The following is a 16,517-nucleotide window of genomic DNA, read 5'->3' as shown; positions in this document are numbered from 1 at the left end:
CACTCTCCAACTTAGTAGATTTTTTATATTTTATCATCTATATATTGATATTTTATTTCTGGGTACTGTTTCATATATATATTCACTTTTCCTAAGTTATAATCAATTTCATGTTTTTTAGGAGAATAACTTATTTCTGCTCCTCCCAGTTCCCAATTTATATTCAGGTATCCTTCTACATCTATCTTTGGTCTACTAGTTGGTATCAACTTAAAATTAAACTCGTACTGAGTTGGTCTAGAGTTTTTTTCTGCTAGCTCTGGTATGGCTGGCGGCATTCTTTTCTGTATCATAGCCATACGATTTCCATCCTCTACTATTCTTCCTATAGCTTTTATTGCCGCTTGCTTACCTAATTGGGCCACTTCTGTTATAAAATCTATATTATTTTTTAAACCTACCTCCGCAAAACAGTCGTATTGGTCTATTATTACTTTAGGAGCTTGTTTATCTATATTCATTTTTGCAGATTTTTGAGTTATACTTTGCTCTCCCTTAGGTTGTCTTATACTATAACTACCTCTTGCTGTGTCTATACCTATCTGACCTTTTACAGTTGTTATACTAAGGTTATTCATATTTATCATCCTATCTCAAGAAGTCTACAAGTGTAGGTTGTATAATCTTACTTCCAACTGCTAATGAAGCATTATATACTGCTTCTGCCATTTTAGCTTCCATTATAACCTCTGCTTCATCTACATCTTCATTTAATGAAAGAACTTTCTTAAAGTTTAGCTTTTCTGATGATAGTCTATTTTCAGTCATTTCAAGTCTATTAGTCTTTGCACCTATTTCTGCCCTTATTGCAAGTACACTCTCTTTAACTTTATCTACATCTTCTATCATACTACTTATTTTTTCATGTTCACCTTTTTCTAAGTTTTTAATTAAGTTGTCAAAAACTTGAACTAGAGCACTCTTTGAACTTTCATCATTTCCTTCTGTAGATATATCATCTACTTGGACTTTATCTTTAGAAAATCCTAAGTCTGTTATGTCAACTTCTCCATATTCTTCTATCATATTGTTCCACAATTCACCAAAGTTTGTTGCATCTCCAGTTTTTATATTTGCAGATTCTAGCTCACTTTTAATTACATCATAGTCATTTGAAAGTGCAAAGTTATCTACTAATTCAGTAAGTGTTTTAGGATCTCCTTGTACGCTTACTCCTACCTCTTTTAAACTAGATTTAAATGCATCAAAATTAGGAGGATTCATACTATCTACTAGTTCTCTAAGTGTTGTTGAATCTTCTTTTATAGTTATTCCTGAGTTCTTTAAGCTAGTTTTAAGCTCACCAAGTTTATCATCAGGAACAGATGGAAGAGTAATATTGTCTACTAGTCCTGCAAGTGTTGTCTGTGTTCCAACTATCTCTATTCCCGAATTATTTAGTTCATTTACAACTTTATTAAAAGCAGAAGCATCTACACTAATAGCTAACTCTGCAAGTGTCTTTGGATCTCCGTTTATAGTTATTCCAGCCTCTGTTAACTTTCCTTTAATCATATCTAAATTATCGCTTTTTATTTTACTATTTGACAATACCCCAAACACTTTTATTCCTACTGTATTAACTTCTATGCTTTCTGATATTCCTACGTTATATATTGAAGTATCAGTGCTATTTAAGTCTATAATATAGTTTCCATCCTTATCCAAAAGGTCTTTGTCTGTTTTAAATCCTGTAAAGATACTTCTCCCTGCATGTCTACTATTAGCCAGTTTTATAATTTGCTCTCTTAGTTGTTTTATTTCCTCTGATATTTTTTGTGTATCTTCTGGTGTTTTCGGTCCATTTGCAGCATCAACACATAGTTCCCTAGTTCTTTGCAATATTTCTCCAAGTTCTATAAAGGCATTTTCTGTACTATGCATCCATGAAGTTGCATCTCTTAAGTTTCTTTCATATTGTTCTGTTTTAGATACATCTGTATAAAGTTTTAAGCTCTTAGACATACCTATAGGGTCTTCTGATGGTCTCTCAAATTTTCTTCCTGATGCTATCTGTCGTTGATACCTCTCCATTCTATTTAAGTTGCTGTTTAGATTTTGCATCATATTATTTATAAGCATTCCATTAGTTATTCTCAAATTTCTCGCTCCTTTCTATCATATCTCTTCATGATTGTAAGAGGACTACAGTACTTACAGATATTAAATAAACGACTAATATAATTCGAAAAAATAATTTATTCTATTTATCAATTACCTACCTACTATTCCTAATCTATTTATAGTAGTTTCATATATTTGATCAAATGTTGTTATCATTCTTGCTGATGCATTATATAATTGTTGAAACTTCAACATATCTGCCATTTCCTCGTCTAAATCTACTCCCGAAACTGAGAGCCTATTTTTTATTACTCCATTAACTATCGATTTTTGAATTCCACTCATCCTATTGCTTTGCTGAGAATCTGTTCCTAGTGTTGAAAATATAGATGTCATGAAGTCCTCTGGCCTACCTTGATATTTAGCTGTTCTATCAAAAAATGTTGTGCTTTCTCTTGCTTCTAATATTTCTTTTAAAATTTTATTGTCTTCTATATTTTCGCTATCCTCAGAGTCTATAGTAGCTATATTGTTCAAGTCATTTATTATATCATCTGATAATTTAATATTATCAGCTCTCATATTTTCCTTCACAAATTTTTCATATGACGTATTACTTATAAGTAGGTTTCCTGCTGAGTCTTTCGTAAAGTTATCCGATGAACCCTTTACATCTCCATCCTTATCCATTATAGTGGTTTCTGTTCCATCAGAATTAAGTTTAACGATGTTCCCGTCTGTTTTCTTCACTAACTTATATTCATCAGCACCTGTCCCTAGAGTTATTTCTACATTGCCATCCCCATTTTTTATAATCTTAACATCACTTGAGATAGTCCCTAGTACATTTCCATCTACATCTACTAGTTTACCATCAGCATCTGGAACTCCCCAGTTTTTATTATTCGCATCTACTATTTCTCCATCTTCATTGATTGTCCCCAGTATTTTTCCATTTTCATCTCTTATTTTTATATTTCCAGTAGTATCTATTAATATATTTCCATATTTTTGTTTTATACTATCATCTACATCAAACAGAAGGACTCCAGTACCTTTATTTAAATTTATACCTTTACTGTGAATTTCATTTATTTTACTAGCAAATCCACTAGCAAACTCATCTAATCTTTTTATATAATAAGGTATCCCGTTATACCCTTTAAATTGATATTTAGCATCTGAAGTATTCTTTATATTATCACCAGCTATCTCATCTGAGGCTTCATACCCTCCGTCTCTTATCTGTAATAGTCCCTTTAACTCACCACTTTTAAGTTTCACTTCTCCACCACTTGCCCATTCTACCTTATATAGTGGTTCTTCTGGATTTAATGTATTCTGCATTACGTCTGGAGGATATTTTAATTTACTAGTTCTATTATGGTCTACTAAAGTCATTCCTCCTATTCGTACTTCAAATTGCCTTACTTCTATTTTTCCTTTTTGTTTGCTCTCTTCTAAATTTACTACTTTTTCTTCTACTTCTATATCTACTATTTGTGATAATTTATCTACTATAATATCTCTTTGATCTCTTAAATCATTCGCTTTATGGCCATCCACTTCCATCACGAATATTTGATCATTTAGAGACTTTATTTGATCTGCTAAATCATTTATTTCTTTAACTTTCGTTTTTACTTCAAAGTTTATATCTTTTTGTTGTTTATATAATCTTTTAACTGTTTCATTTATAGTAACATTAAGTGTATTTGTCTTTTCTCTGAATGCAGTTCTACGTGACATATCACTTGGATCTGTACTAAGATCTCCTATTGCCTTAAAAAATTCATCTATATTTACATTTATACCTTCTTCTTGACTTCCTCTTAGTACATTTTCTATTTCACTTAATCCTAATTGCTTTATGTTCCATTCTCCAAGAGATGCACTTTCTGTTCTGTACTTTTTATCTAGATATATATCTCTTATCCTATCTACTGAATTTATGCTTACCCCTGTTCCTATATATCCCATTCCTGTTATATGTCTAGGTATACTCGAACTTTCATTTACTTTTTGTCTCGAATAACCCTCTCTACTTGCATTTGCTACATTATGATTTACTGTATACAACTTTCTCTGACTTCCAAACAATCCTGATACCGCCGTATTAAGTCCTAACCAAGCCAAAACTCATCCCCCCTATTTTATCTTCCCATTCTATTAATTATCACATCTAACATTTCATCTATTGCATTTATAAACCTTGTATTTGCCGAATACGCATGCTGAAACTTTAGCATATCTGACATTTCTTCATCTAGTGAAACTGCTGATATAGATTGTTTCTTATTGTCTAATTCTATTATTATTCTTCCATGTGACTCCATCATATTGTATGCTGCTTCTCCGCCTATTCCGAAGTCTGATATTACGTCTCTATAATAATCATCTATATTTAACTTTCCACTATTATATAGTAGTTGTTTTCTAATTTTAAGGATTGCTTCTGCATTCTTGCTATTTCCCTTTACTCCAGCTTGATCGGATGCTGCTATATCATTTAAACTCTCTATATTTAATCTTATATTACTCGCATCTATATCTCCTCCATCCTCAGAAATAAAAAATAATTTATCCGTCTTAGGATCTCCTTCTACACTATCCAATGTATATCCATTTGTTTGTTGTTCATTTATAGCTGTTGCTATAATCCTTACGAGTTCATTTAATTTTTCTTTCATAGTAGGTATTACTTCTATAAATTCACCTGAATTAGGATTTGGCTTTTTTCCTTCTCCGCTCCCCCTAGCCTGCAATACTGCTAGTAATTCTCCACCCTTTAAGTCCTTTCCTAGAACTAGAGGATCTTTTTCATCTTTCCAATGTACATTTACTAGGTGTCCTTTATCAGGTGGCATAGGTGTTTTATACTCTAGTTCTTTAGCTGACCCTTCAAGTACTATATGAGTTCCAGCTATGGCTACATTCACATATCCTTTTGAATCTTCACTTACTGATATATCTACTATCTGAGATAATCTATCTATTAGTCCATTTCTTTGATCTCTATAGTCATTTGCCTTTACTCCACTTGCTTCCCCTGATACTATTTTTTTGTTTAAATCTGCTATTTCTCTAGCTATCTTATTAGTTTCATCTACTAAATCTATTACTTCTGTGTTTAAGTTTTTTTGTAATGTATCTAACTGGTCATACATATGTCTTACAACAGTAACAAATCCTTCGGAGCTTTCTTTTAGAACTCCTCTTACTGTTAAGTTACTTGGATCTTTGGCTAGTTCATCCCATGACTTCCAGAAGTCATCCATTGTTTTTGCTAGTCCTCCTGTTACCTTGTCATTTATTTGACCTTTTTCATTTATTATGCTTTCAACTTGACTAAAGATACTGTATCTTTGTCCCCAGTATCCATATTTAGAAACTTCATTTCTAAGCTTTGTGTCCAAAAACTCGTCCCTTATTTGATTTATAGATTGAACACTTACTCCTGTTCCACGCTTTTGACTTCCAACATTTATATACGGTGAATCCGCACTTGTAACTCTCTGTCTAGTGTATGTTGGATTATCTGCGTTAGCTATATTATGTGACACTGTTTCCAATGCCCTTCTATTCGCTAATAATCCTGATATCCCTATAGATAAACTTCCAAAAGAACTCATATTCTCACGCCTCTCCCTCTTTTTATCTTTCTATCCTTTTATGTCAAATAAATTTCTATTTTGTGTTTCTATTTCTCCACTTTTAGACCCATATGTTCCTTCACTGGTTGCTGCTGTCATTAGATTCAAGCTTACCCCGATATATTCTAGTGCATCCTTTATTAATATATTATTTAAGTCATTTACAGTTTTTAATTGTGTAAGTGTTTTTGCAAATTCATCTTTTGTACTTTGTAGCTCTTTTCTTAATTCTTCATCTAATATGTGACTTAAAAGTGTAGATATATCTATTACTTTTTCTATACTCAACTCTTTTTCTATTTCTGCTATTCTATCTTCTCTTTTATATTCTAGTATTTTTGCATCTTGTACATATTGTTCTTCTAATTTAGTTATTTTTTGTATTTCATCTATATTATCTTCTGATATAAGCTGTGTTTTTTTGTTTGCAAGTTCTAGTATTTTTTTATATATTTCATTTTCTTGTAAAAGTATATCTTTAAGCATTTGTATTTTTTTCACTTGTTTCACTTCCTAGCTTTTAAATTAATAAAGAAAATTTACTTCTTAGCTACCACTTATAGTTTAATATCTATCTTAGAGCTTTCTACTATTTTCTCTGCTATTTTATCTGCATTTATTTCGTACGTTCCTGTTTGTATTTGTCTTTTTATCTCTTCAACTTTTTCTGTTCTTATGTCTGGTAATTTTTTAACTTCATTTTTTGCAAACTGACAATCCCTTGCCATATTTGATATATTAACTTGGTCTGGTTTCTTAGATTGTTGAGCTTTATTTACTTTTTTTGTATTTCCATTATTTCTATATATGTTAAGAATATTTTCTATTCTATTTCCAAATATCTTCATAAAAAACACCCCATTCCTACCTGTACTCTTATACTTCTTATCGGTAAAAACGGGGCATACTTTAAATTTATTTATTTTTTATATCTAAATACTACATGCATCTTCTCATCAGCCTTTTTAGAGTCCTTTTTCTCTTGCTTTGGTGCCTCTGGCTTTATTTCACCTATAGCTCCCTTAAATTCTTTTTCCATTTCAGCTACACATTTCTTACAGAATCTACCTGTATTTACTGCTTTCCCACATCTTTCACACGAAAGCAATGTGTTAGCACTTCCTTCTGCTATTTCTATTCTACCTTCTTTTAAATATCGTAATATTTTTTTTAGATCTACTCCTGTTTCTTTTGTTACTTTGTTTACATCTGCTCCTGGATTATCATATAAATATTCTTTTACTATTTTAAAATCTTCATCATCTTCATATCTACACTTTGGGCATAAATCCTCACCATCATATGAGAATGCTCTTTCGCATTTTAAACAGCTTCTTATATCCATATTTATTCCTCCTATCTGTTATATAGCCTTTATTGTGAGGCAATCGCAATAGTTGCCACAAATACTTCTTTTGCTCCATTATCTAATAGTAGTTTTGAACATTCATCTACTGTTGATCCTGTTGTATATATATCGTCTATTAACAGTACTCTCTTTTGGATAAATATATCTTTCTTTATTATTTTAAAAACTCCTTCTACATTTCTTATTCTTTCGCTTCTCTTTAGTTTATTTTGTTCTTGTGTTTTGGTTATTCTTATTAGATTTTCTTTATCTATTGGTAATTCTAATTTTTTTGATATATATTTTGCCAATAGATAGGACTGGTTAAATCCCCTTTTTCTTTGTCTATACTTATGAAGTGGTACTGGTACTATCATATCTATGTATTCTAGGTCATTATCAACAACCGACTTAACCATGAGTTCCCCAAACAACTTGTACATATATGGTTTGTTATTATATTTAAAGTCGTATATAGCCTTTTTTATTGCCTCATTATATACTAACGGTGCTACTGTCTTAGTAAAGTAGTGTGGAGTCTTTAGACAGTTTCTACATTTTATTAGTTTATCACTATTCGTATCTATTTTTCTTCCACATGTTTTGCACTTACTTTCTTTTATAAACACTAGCTTCGATATGCAGTCTGGACACAGGTTGTTTTTTATAGTGATATCATATTCATCACATATAAAACATATATTTTTTTCTGGAAATACTAAGTTTATTAAGGTTTTAAAAATCTTCATCACCTCATTAAATACTCAAAAACTTTAAACAACCTCTTATTGAGCCCTGAATATCTCTTAGTTATTTTATTATTATTTATCATATACCCCAAACATTTTTGATCTCCCACTAAAACTACTAGTTCCTTTGCTCTAGTTATTGCTGTATATAATAGATTTCTCATTAATAGCATTGGTGGTCCCCAATATATTGGCATTATTACGACTGGAAATTCACTACCTTGACTTTTGTGAACTGTGGTTGCATACGCTAATCTTATCTCATCTAATTGACTAAAATTATATATTACTTCTCTGTTATCATCAAATAATACTACTAATTCATTTTCTTCTTCATCTATATCTGTTATTAATCCAAAATCTCCATTAAATACGCCTTCTCCTTCTTGTGTGATCCTATCCCCCTCTAATAACTTCCACTTTGTATTATAGTTATTTTTTATCTGCATTATCTTATCTCCGACTCTTAGTATCTGGTCACCTATTTTTCTCTCACTTTTATACCTTGCTTTTGGATTCAATGCCTCTTGTAGTTTATCGTTTAGTATATTAACCCCTACGTCGCCTTTTCTACTACATGAAAGTATCTGTATATCTTTTATTGGGTCATATCCATTATATTTAGGAAGTCTCTCCTTCGCTAAATCTATTACCGTTTTTACTACAACCTCCGGTTTTTGTCCATTTAGAAAGAAGAAGTCCTTATCTTTTACATTCAACTTAGGATGTTCTCCCTTATTTATCTTATGTGCATTCACTATTATCATGCTTTCCTGTGCTTGTCTAAAGATCTCATCTAACTTTACTACTTTTACTATTTTACTTTCTATTATATCTTTTAGTACATTTCCTGCTCCTACTGATGGTAACTGATCTGTATCTCCCACTAATATTACTCTAGTTCCTGGCATAATTGCCTTTAATAAATTGTTCATAAGTAATATATCTACCATTGACATTTCATCTATTATTATCACATCTGTTTCTAGCGGAGTTCCCTCGTCCTTTGAAAATATCATCCCAATACTCTCGTCCACAAATCCATACTCTAATAGCCTATGTATTGTTTTAGCTTCTCTTCCAGTAGCCTCGCTCATTCTCTTAGCTGCTCTTCCTGTTGGTGCCGCTAAATGTATTTTTAAATCCTGACTTTCAAATAGCTGTATTATTGTATTTATAGTCGTGGTCTTACCTGTTCCAGGTCCTCCTGTTATTACTAATAATCCGTTTTCTACTGATTGTCTAATAGCTTCTTTTTGATTATCTGCTAAACTTATATTATTTTCGCTCTCTAGTTCTTCTATTTCATTTTCTATATTTACTTCTAACTTTTTTATTTCACTTTGTGATAATTCTATTATCTTTTTGCTTACATTAGTCTCTGCGTAATAGTATGGCATATAGTACACGCATATTTCATCATCAAAGTTTTCTAATTGTACTTCTTGCCTTAATGCTAAATCCATAAGTCCTTCTTCAACTAATGTATTATCTACTTCCAGTAATCTTGAACATTTATGTATTAGTTCTTGCCTTGGTGCATATGTATGGCCTTCTGATGCAAATCCAGTTAAACAAAATTTAATTCCCGCACTTATTCTATAACTAGAGTTTGGTTCAACACCCATGCTTTTTGCTATTTTATCTGCTAACTTAAATCCTATTCCTATTATTTCTTCTGATAATCTATAAGGATTTTCCTGAACTTTTTCTATGGTCTCCGTACCATACTTTTTATATATCTTTATTCCTAATGCTGGAGTTATATCATACTGTTGTAAAAATACCATTATATCTTTTAATTCTCTTTGTTCTTCAAATGATGCCACTATCTTTTCTAACTTTTTGTCCCCGATTCCCTCTATTTCTTTTAACCTATTAGGATTATACTGAAGTATGTCCAGTGAATCTGTTCCAAATCTTTCTACTATTCTTTCTGCCGTTTTAGGACCTATTCCCGGTATTAAACCTGATGATAAATATTTTATTATTCCATTAATTGTAGCTGGTGCTATTAGCTCATATGCTTCTACTTTTAGCTGTTCTCCGTATGTAGGGTGATTTATTATTGTTCCATGTACTTTCAATGATTCTCCGTCTCTGATTAAAGGGATATTTCCTACTATAGTTACTACATCATCTTCTGTTCCTAATATGGCTACAGTGTATCCATTATCCTCATTATGAAATATTATTTCTTCTATATCTCCCTGTAGTGTTATCACGCTATCCCTCCATTTTACTCAGCTACTATCATCTGATAAAACATTAAAAACTAATGTAGTATTTAAATACAATTTATTTTTAAAATTCTTAACTTAGTCTAGTATACCACTTATAACCCACATTTCACTTAACTTCTTTTATCATATACAGTATATCATTTCTAAGGGCTGCTATGTCGCCTTTTGTTGCTGGAGTATTGTAATCTTGATAAAAATCGATATTTCTTTCTGATACTATAACGTTACCTCTACCATTATATATACTTTCTACCAACTTTCCGTTTCTTATGTGTTTCTCTACAGTTTCTAGTCTTTGATATGTATCTATCTGTACACCATCATTAAGATAAATTACTCCTAGTTCATCTTTTTCTTTTATCTTCTCTATATATTTTATATTTATATATCCAAATGAACTATCATTTTTACTTATTGCCGCTCTTACTTTTATAGGAGCAAATATATTTTCTTTACTAAAAGGTATTGGAATTAAGTTTTTACAGCCTATCTTATTTCCATAAAATCTTCTAGTTTCCTTCAAATCAATATGGTTATATCTTGCTAGAAGATTTATTATTGCCCTTATACTTTTATATATGTAATATTCGTTAGAGTTTTTGGTTATAACTTTTGTTGAATCTCCTATCATTTCTATATAGGTCGGGATTAAAGCCATTATGCCATTTTTATAGTATTCTTTCATTTTATCCAATATTATCAACTCCTTTTTTAAACATTTTAATCGAACATGTGTTCGATGTCAAGCTTGTTTGAATTTTTTAGGAGTTTCAGAGCATAAAAAAACATTAGAGTATAATACTCTAATGTTTTCTATATTTAATATTTACTTTTCTTTATGTCCTAAGAATAGTCCTAATAAGTTTTCCATTAACATTGCGTTAGTTGTAGTTCCTACTCCTCCTGGTACTGGAGTTATTAATGATGCTTTTTTCGATACTTCTTCAAAGTCAGCATCTCCTACTATTTTTCCATCTTCTAATACGTTTATAGCTGCATCTATAACTACTACGCCTTCTTTAACTGCATCTCCAGGTATTAATCCTGCTACTCCTGCTGCCCCTATAACTATGTCTGCTTGTTGTAGGTGTTTTTTAAGATCTTTTGTAAATTGGTGACATACTGTTACAGTTGCACCCTCATGTAATAATAATTGAGATATTGGTTTTCCTACTGTACGTCCGTTTCCTACTAGTGTAACGTCTTTACCTTGTAGTTCTACTCCTGATTCTTTAAGGATTCTTACCATACCTTTTGGAGTACAAGGAACCATTCCTTCTATTCCCATTAAAAGTTTTCCTAAGTTTACTGAAGTTATTCCGTCAACATCTTTGTCTGGTGATAGTGTATTAGCTATTTTGTCTTGATCTATGTGTCTTGGTAGTGGGTATTGGATTATTACTCCGTGTACTTTTGGATCATTGTTTAATCTTTCTATTTCTTTTATTAATTCTGCTTCTGTTATGTTTTCATCGTATTGTGCAAAGTTATGGTTTACTTCCATATTGTCACAAGTTCTGATTATACTTTTTACATATGAAACTGATGATGGATGAGCTCCTACTTGTACTATTTCAAGAAATGGTTTTTCACCATGTTTTTGTGTTGCAGCTGCTATATCTGCTTTTACGTTCTCTCTTAATTTTGCTGCTATTGCTTTACAATCTATTGTTGCCATTTTAATATCTCCTCCATTTATATAATTTATATTTTTTATTCACATTTTCACTATGTATAAAGTGCAGTTTTTCTTATCATATATATATTATCATAAATTTTAATAAAGTCTATTAGTTTTCTACAATTATATCAACATACTATCTAACATTATATACTAAAAAAGCCATATAGTTAAATAGTATTTTAATACTGTTATCAATATGACTGTCTGAAAAATCGTTTACTTTATTAATTTTTTGAAGAAATTATAGCTTTTAAAAGATTAGCTATGATTTCCGTAAATACTATTAAGTTCGAATAAGAATTAGATAAAATGAAAACGAGCAACCAACTTAATAGTCAGGTTGCTCGTTTTCTATATATATCTTCATACTCCTTATGTTACAATTCTAAGCTTCGGCCTTCTCTCTATTTCTAATTTTACCTGCTAGACAACTTAAGACTGTAAATATAACAGATAGAGTTATAAATTTATTTAATGTGAAAATATTTGTTATAAGAAATATTGTTAAAGCTATCATTCTTTGCTTTTTGAATCACTCCTTATACCCTACTTATTTAAAACTTTCGGCATTTTAGTTTCTACAAAAGATTATGAACAAACTAAAGCTTATTATACAACCATAGTAAATACACCTACTAATGCAACTAAGCCTGTCCCTAATATCTTTGCAAATCTTTTATTCATTTGATTCCGCCTCTTTTATAGACTTTTCTAAATATGCTTCACATACTCTTTTATATCTTTTTATAGTATCACTATCATCTGTTGCATCTAATAATCTTAGTAACAACTCATCACCTTCTTTTAGTAAAGTTTCTTCATACTTATAGTAATCTTTTGTTCTATTTAAGATATAAACTGTTACTGCTATAAATAATAGATTTTCTATAAAATATATAGTCATATTTAGATTCAAGTCTTTTGGATCTAAAATGTTCATATTTATCTTTAAGTATAAATCTGTATAGGTTGAGTTAAATATAAGAAGTATCATTATGATTTTTTCATTAGCTTTTAATCTATAACAACCTCTACTAACTACACTATTATTAGTTAGTGAAATTTCAAATTTATGTAAGCATATTAAAATTATAATTTGTATAATTCTAGTAATTAAAGTTACGTTAAATCTATCTTCAAAGTATTTACCTTCTGCAATGTATTTCAGTATAGGAAAGGTGATTATTTCAGTTGAAAATATTATAAACATTACTAAACTTCCAATTATTATACTTTTTCTTATATTCATTCTAAATAAACTTCTGAAAGTCACTATATAAGCTAAGAGGCTAGATATACCTATAGCTTGTATGTTAGTCAATCTACTTCTAGCAAAGAATATAATGCAAAGTATTAAGACATTTGCTATTACAACTCTAAATATTAAAAAGTTTAATCTTTTATAAAACTCTTTACCATAACCTAGCAAAAGTCCTATAATTAACATAATAGTTATTTCTGGTACTCCGACTAGTACGATGTCGATGAACTTCATCTCATCCATATAATACCCCCTCTACTATATGCTAACATTAATCTAGTTACCTGGGAACCCATTCATTTATATTATATTTCATCATTTTATTACAAATTTGTCTATAAAACTTATTTTTTATACTTTATATTACAGTTATTTAAAATCCAGGCGTAAAATATAATAATACATTTACTAGTTTTGCATCTGAAGCTAGAAATAATAGTACTGGACTTTGGAATGAATCTGCTAAGGCTCAATATAAAGCTAGTAAAAGTGTTACTAATACTGCTAATAGTAATTACAGTACAAATACTCAATCACAGCAAAATACTAGTTGAAATCTTGTTACAACTATGACAGGTAAAAAGTATCACAAGGCTAATTGTAGGACTGTAAAACAAATGAGACAATATATTACAGCAAGTGAAGATCAAAATATGGGATGTACTTCCTGTAAAGTTTGTAATCCTTAGAATTCTGATATTAATTTGATAAAATGAAAACGAGCAACCAACTTAATAGTCAGGTTGCTCGTTTTCTATATATATCTTCATACTCCTTATATTACAACTCTAAATTTCAGCCTTCTCTCTATTTCTAATTTTACCTGCTATACAACTTAAGACTGTAAATATAACAGATAGAGTTATAAATTTATTTAATGTAAAAATATTTATTATAAGAAGTATTGTTAAAACTATCATTCCTTGCTTTTTGAATCTCTTCTTAGCTTCTATAGTTAATTGTCTGTTTTTATTATCAATTGTTCCTAATTTAAATAATATAAGTGCAGAAATTAAGTAAGTGCTTAGGATTGTAATTTTGCTTATATGTATGTCTTTGAAGAAGAAGTATACTGAAAATGGAAATATTACACTTGCAACGAAACATAAAAGTTCACTTTCTAAGTGTACACCTCCAAACTTCGCTCTTAATAATAAAAAACTACCTGTAAATACATATATGTTCATATCTAACTTAAAAATATATATCAGTATAGCTAATGATAGTATAAACAGTGTAAATACAGTCATTCTATGAAACATATATTCTAGAATTTCAATCCAATCTTCCTTACTATACTTGCCACGACTAAATTCATATGTATCATTAGCTATCTTTTTTACTACTCTGCTCATCTATTCTCACCCTCATTTTAAAATAAAGGTTGAGGGGATTTCCCCCCATACTCTATTTATTTAAAGCTTTCGGCATTTTAGTTTCTCCAAAATTTACTGCACAAGCTGAAGCTTGTTGTACAAACACAGTAAATACACCTACTAAAGCAACTAAGCCTGTCCCTAATATCTTTGCAAATTTTTTATTCATTTTATTTCACCTCCTTTATAGACTTTTCTAAATATGCTTCACATAATCTTATATACCTTCTTATAGTATCACTATCATCTGTTGCATCTAGTAACCTTAGTAACAACTCATCCTCTCCTTTTAATAGAATTTCTTCATACTTATAGTAATCTTTTGTTCTATTTAAGATATAAACTGTTACTGCTATAAATAATAAGTTTTCTATAAAATATATAGTCATATTTATATTCAAGTCTTTTGAATTTAAAGTGTTCATATTTATCTTTAAGCATAAATCAGAATAGCTTGTGTTGAATATAACACATAGCATAAGTAATAGCATAACAAATATCGATGTGATCTTTTCATTGGTTTTTAATCTATACCACCCTCTACTAACTGCGCTAATATTAGTTAGTGAAATCTCAAATTTATGTAAGCATATTAAAATTATAAATTGTATAATTCTAGTAATTAAAGTTACGTTAAATCTATCTTCAAAGTATTTACCTTCTGCAATGTATTTCAGTATAGGAAAGGTAACTATTTCAGTTGCAGATATTATAAAGATCGCTAGACTTCCAGTTACTATGCTTTTTCTTATATTCATTCCAAACAAACTCTTGAAAGTTACTATATAGATTAAAAGACTAGACATACCTATAGCTTGTATACTAGTCAATCTGCTTCTAACAAAGAATATAGCACAAAGTATTAAGACAGTTGCTATTACAACTCTAAACATTAAAAAGTTTAATCTTTTATAAAACCCCTTACCATAACCTAATAAAAGTCCTATAAGCAACATCATAGTCGTTTCTGGCACTCCTACTAGTGCGAAGTCAATAAACTTCATTATATCCATATAATTACCTCCTTACTACACTATAACATAACTTTAACTATTTATGAACTCATTGATTTATATGGTATTTCAACATTTTACTACAAAATTATTTACAAAACTCATTTTTTATACTTTATGTTACATTAAAAGAAGCAACAGCATTTTCAGTTGCTCCAAAGACTTTTTTATATTTAATTTTGTTTTATCTATAAAAAACACTTCAATTTGCCATCTGATTTTATATATTTAGACTATAACTTCAACAGAAATATTCATGAGATTTATACATACTCTTATTTCTTCTCCGTTATAGTCTTTTAAAAAATGACCCTATATCTTTGAAGAAATTATAACTTTTGAAAGATTATCTATGCTTTCCGTAAGGTGGTCTAATTTTCCTTCAATCCTAACTAGCAAATAGATAGAAACTACTATAGGAAATCCTAGATTTGCTACATTAGTGTATATATTCTCCATGTTTATCAGCCTCGCTTTCAATTTGGATGTTAGAAAGGAGCTGATAATCAGCTCCTTTCTCCTTTTTTTATTGTACTTCTAATTCTCTAGTCTCAGTTGTTACTATTTTTGCTCTTGATATTGAAACTATATTTCCGGTTTTAGTTCTAAATACATCTTCGCTTACTATATCTTCCATAGCAGCTTTTACTTCTAATTCAGTTAATTCATTACTTGGATCTTCTACAGTTAGGGTTACGTTTGAGTTACTTTCATTCTTAAATATTAGTTGTAGTTTTTCAGTCTTCACTATATCACCTTCCTTTCTACTGTGTAGTTACTTATTGTTTCGAGATTACTACTTCATCTACTCTTGATACCTCTATAAGGGGTAGCTTTTGTAGCTTAGATATTGTATCTGCTACTTGATAGATGCTTTCATTTGTTGCTTCTGGTTTTAGATTTGAGAAAGTTTTAGATTTTGCGATTGGTTCACCTTTATCGTTTTTTCCCTTCTCTAAAATAAGTTTTAATTTTGAACTTTTAGTTTCTGTTGTTATTGGCATGTTGTCACCTCCTTTAATCCCTATATAGAAATAAGGAGATGTATTTACTATAAGAAGAAAATTAAATTCAAAGTTTCTTTAATTTAGGAATTGATTATATAGTAACCATAAAGGATTGAGTG

18 protein-coding genes are annotated in these 16,517 nt (G+C 30.0%); all 18 read right to left on the bottom strand.

Annotated elements, in window-relative coordinates:
- Window positions 1-23: 23 nt before the first annotated feature.
- Entirely contained in the window at window positions 24-578 is a 555-nt protein-coding gene (locus CURI_RS01215; protein WP_041701352.1) for a DUF6470 family protein, read from the bottom strand.
- A gap of 10 nt (window positions 579-588) precedes the next feature.
- Entirely contained in the window at window positions 589-2,100 is a 1,512-nt protein-coding gene (gene flgL / locus CURI_RS14865; protein WP_051003928.1) for a flagellar hook-associated protein FlgL, read from the bottom strand.
- Window positions 2,101-2,214: 114 nt separating this feature from the next.
- A complete protein-coding gene (gene flgK, locus CURI_RS14860) occupies window positions 2,215-4,200 on the bottom strand; it encodes a flagellar hook-associated protein FlgK (protein WP_014966459.1) in 1,986 nt (661 codons plus the stop codon).
- A gap of 17 nt (window positions 4,201-4,217) precedes the next feature.
- Window positions 4,218-5,696, bottom strand: a complete 1,479-nt coding sequence (gene flgK / locus CURI_RS01195) for a flagellar hook-associated protein FlgK (RefSeq protein WP_014966458.1) — start codon at window positions 5,694-5,696, stop codon at window positions 4,218-4,220.
- A 30-nt stretch (window positions 5,697-5,726) separates the two neighbouring features.
- On the bottom strand, window positions 5,727-6,218 hold the full coding sequence (locus tag CURI_RS01190) for a flagellar protein FlgN (RefSeq protein WP_041701349.1): 492 nt from the start codon (window positions 6,216-6,218) through the stop codon (window positions 5,727-5,729).
- A gap of 56 nt (window positions 6,219-6,274) precedes the next feature.
- The gene (gene flgM, locus CURI_RS01185) at window positions 6,275-6,565 is read right to left on the bottom strand and encodes a flagellar biosynthesis anti-sigma factor FlgM (RefSeq protein WP_014966456.1); all 291 of its coding nucleotides are present in this window, start codon (window positions 6,563-6,565) and stop codon (window positions 6,275-6,277) included.
- A 71-nt stretch (window positions 6,566-6,636) separates the two neighbouring features.
- Window positions 6,637-7,062 (bottom strand): flagellar protein, encoded by a 426-nt coding sequence (locus CURI_RS01180; RefSeq protein ID WP_014966455.1) that lies wholly within the window; start codon window positions 7,060-7,062, stop codon window positions 6,637-6,639.
- Window positions 7,063-7,091: 29 nt separating this feature from the next.
- Window positions 7,092-7,814: a ComF family protein gene (locus CURI_RS01175; RefSeq protein WP_014966454.1), complete on the bottom strand. Its 723-nt coding sequence runs from the start codon at window positions 7,812-7,814 to the stop codon at window positions 7,092-7,094.
- A complete protein-coding gene (gene recD2, locus CURI_RS01170; RefSeq protein ID WP_014966453.1) occupies window positions 7,814-10,039 on the bottom strand; it encodes an SF1B family DNA helicase RecD2 in 2,226 nt (741 codons plus the stop codon). Before recD2 ends, CURI_RS01175 begins: the two co-directional genes overlap by 1 nt.
- Before the next feature lie 124 nt (window positions 10,040-10,163).
- On the bottom strand, window positions 10,164-10,742 hold the full coding sequence (locus CURI_RS01165; RefSeq protein ID WP_014966452.1) for a hypothetical protein: 579 nt from the start codon (window positions 10,740-10,742) through the stop codon (window positions 10,164-10,166).
- Between the two features lie 141 nt (window positions 10,743-10,883).
- A complete protein-coding gene (locus tag CURI_RS01160; protein ID WP_014966451.1) occupies window positions 10,884-11,735 on the bottom strand; it encodes a bifunctional 5,10-methylenetetrahydrofolate dehydrogenase/5,10-methenyltetrahydrofolate cyclohydrolase in 852 nt (283 codons plus the stop codon).
- Between the two features lie 682 nt (window positions 11,736-12,417).
- The gene (locus tag CURI_RS01155) at window positions 12,418-13,245 is read right to left on the bottom strand and encodes a hypothetical protein (protein WP_014966450.1); all 828 of its coding nucleotides are present in this window, start codon (window positions 13,243-13,245) and stop codon (window positions 12,418-12,420) included.
- Window positions 13,246-13,790: 545 nt separating this feature from the next.
- Complete coding sequence (locus CURI_RS01150) at window positions 13,791-14,357, bottom strand: accessory gene regulator ArgB-like protein (RefSeq protein WP_014966449.1); 567 nt, start codon at window positions 14,355-14,357, stop codon at window positions 13,791-13,793.
- Window positions 14,358-14,409: 52 nt separating this feature from the next.
- Window positions 14,410-14,547: a hypothetical protein gene (locus CURI_RS15710; protein WP_187287411.1), complete on the bottom strand. Its 138-nt coding sequence runs from the start codon at window positions 14,545-14,547 to the stop codon at window positions 14,410-14,412.
- 1 nt (window position 14,548) lies between these two features.
- Window positions 14,549-15,391 carry a hypothetical protein gene (locus CURI_RS01145; RefSeq protein ID WP_014966448.1) on the bottom strand — a complete coding sequence of 281 codons (843 nt, stop codon included), beginning with the start codon at window positions 15,389-15,391 and terminating at the stop codon, window positions 14,549-14,551.
- A 312-nt stretch (window positions 15,392-15,703) separates the two neighbouring features.
- Complete coding sequence (locus tag CURI_RS15180; RefSeq protein WP_081580388.1) at window positions 15,704-15,850, bottom strand: YvrJ family protein; 147 nt, start codon at window positions 15,848-15,850, stop codon at window positions 15,704-15,706.
- Between the two features lie 67 nt (window positions 15,851-15,917).
- A complete protein-coding gene (locus tag CURI_RS01140; protein ID WP_014966446.1) occupies window positions 15,918-16,139 on the bottom strand; it encodes a DUF2922 domain-containing protein in 222 nt (73 codons plus the stop codon).
- Window positions 16,140-16,170: 31 nt separating this feature from the next.
- Window positions 16,171-16,395: a DUF1659 domain-containing protein gene (locus CURI_RS01135; RefSeq protein WP_014966445.1), complete on the bottom strand. Its 225-nt coding sequence runs from the start codon at window positions 16,393-16,395 to the stop codon at window positions 16,171-16,173.
- Between the last annotated feature and the right edge of the window lie 122 nt (window positions 16,396-16,517).

Source organism: Gottschalkia acidurici 9a (genome assembly GCF_000299355.1).
Taxonomy (GTDB): domain Bacteria; phylum Bacillota; class Clostridia; order Tissierellales; family Gottschalkiaceae; genus Gottschalkia; species Gottschalkia acidurici.
Note: the sequence above shows the minus strand (reverse complement) of the source record. Positions and strands in the feature narration are given on the sequence as shown.

Excerpts from the sequence above, each read along its gene's own strand:
- CURI_RS01165 (WP_014966452.1), bottom strand. The coding sequence starts at position 10,742 with ATGAAAGAATACTATAAAAATGGCATAATGGCTTTAATCCCGACCTAT.
- CURI_RS01215 (WP_041701352.1), bottom strand. The coding sequence starts at position 578 with ATGAATAACCTTAGTATAACAACTGTAAAAGGTCAGATAGGTATAGAC.
- flgK (WP_014966458.1), bottom strand. The coding sequence starts at position 5,696 with ATGAGTTCTTTTGGAAGTTTATCTATAGGGATATCAGGATTATTAGCG.
- CURI_RS01180 (WP_014966455.1), bottom strand. The coding sequence starts at position 7,062 with ATGGATATAAGAAGCTGTTTAAAATGCGAAAGAGCATTCTCATATGAT.
- CURI_RS01160 (WP_014966451.1), bottom strand. The coding sequence starts at position 11,735 with ATGGCAACAATAGATTGTAAAGCAATAGCAGCAAAATTAAGAGAGAAC.
- CURI_RS01135 (WP_014966445.1), bottom strand. The coding sequence starts at position 16,395 with ATGCCAATAACAACAGAAACTAAAAGTTCAAAATTAAAACTTATTTTA.
- CURI_RS15710 (WP_187287411.1), bottom strand. The coding sequence starts at position 14,547 with ATGAATAAAAAATTTGCAAAGATATTAGGGACAGGCTTAGTTGCTTTA.
- flgM (WP_014966456.1), bottom strand. The coding sequence starts at position 6,565 with ATGAAGATATTTGGAAATAGAATAGAAAATATTCTTAACATATATAGA.
- CURI_RS01175 (WP_014966454.1), bottom strand. The coding sequence starts at position 7,814 with ATGAAGATTTTTAAAACCTTAATAAACTTAGTATTTCCAGAAAAAAAT.
- CURI_RS01145 (WP_014966448.1), bottom strand. The coding sequence starts at position 15,391 with ATGGATATAATGAAGTTTATTGACTTCGCACTAGTAGGAGTGCCAGAA.
- CURI_RS15180 (WP_081580388.1), bottom strand. The coding sequence starts at position 15,850 with ATGGAGAATATATACACTAATGTAGCAAATCTAGGATTTCCTATAGTA.
- CURI_RS01155 (WP_014966450.1), bottom strand. The coding sequence starts at position 13,245 with ATGGATGAGATGAAGTTCATCGACATCGTACTAGTCGGAGTACCAGAA.
- CURI_RS01150 (WP_014966449.1), bottom strand. The coding sequence starts at position 14,357 with ATGAGCAGAGTAGTAAAAAAGATAGCTAATGATACATATGAATTTAGT.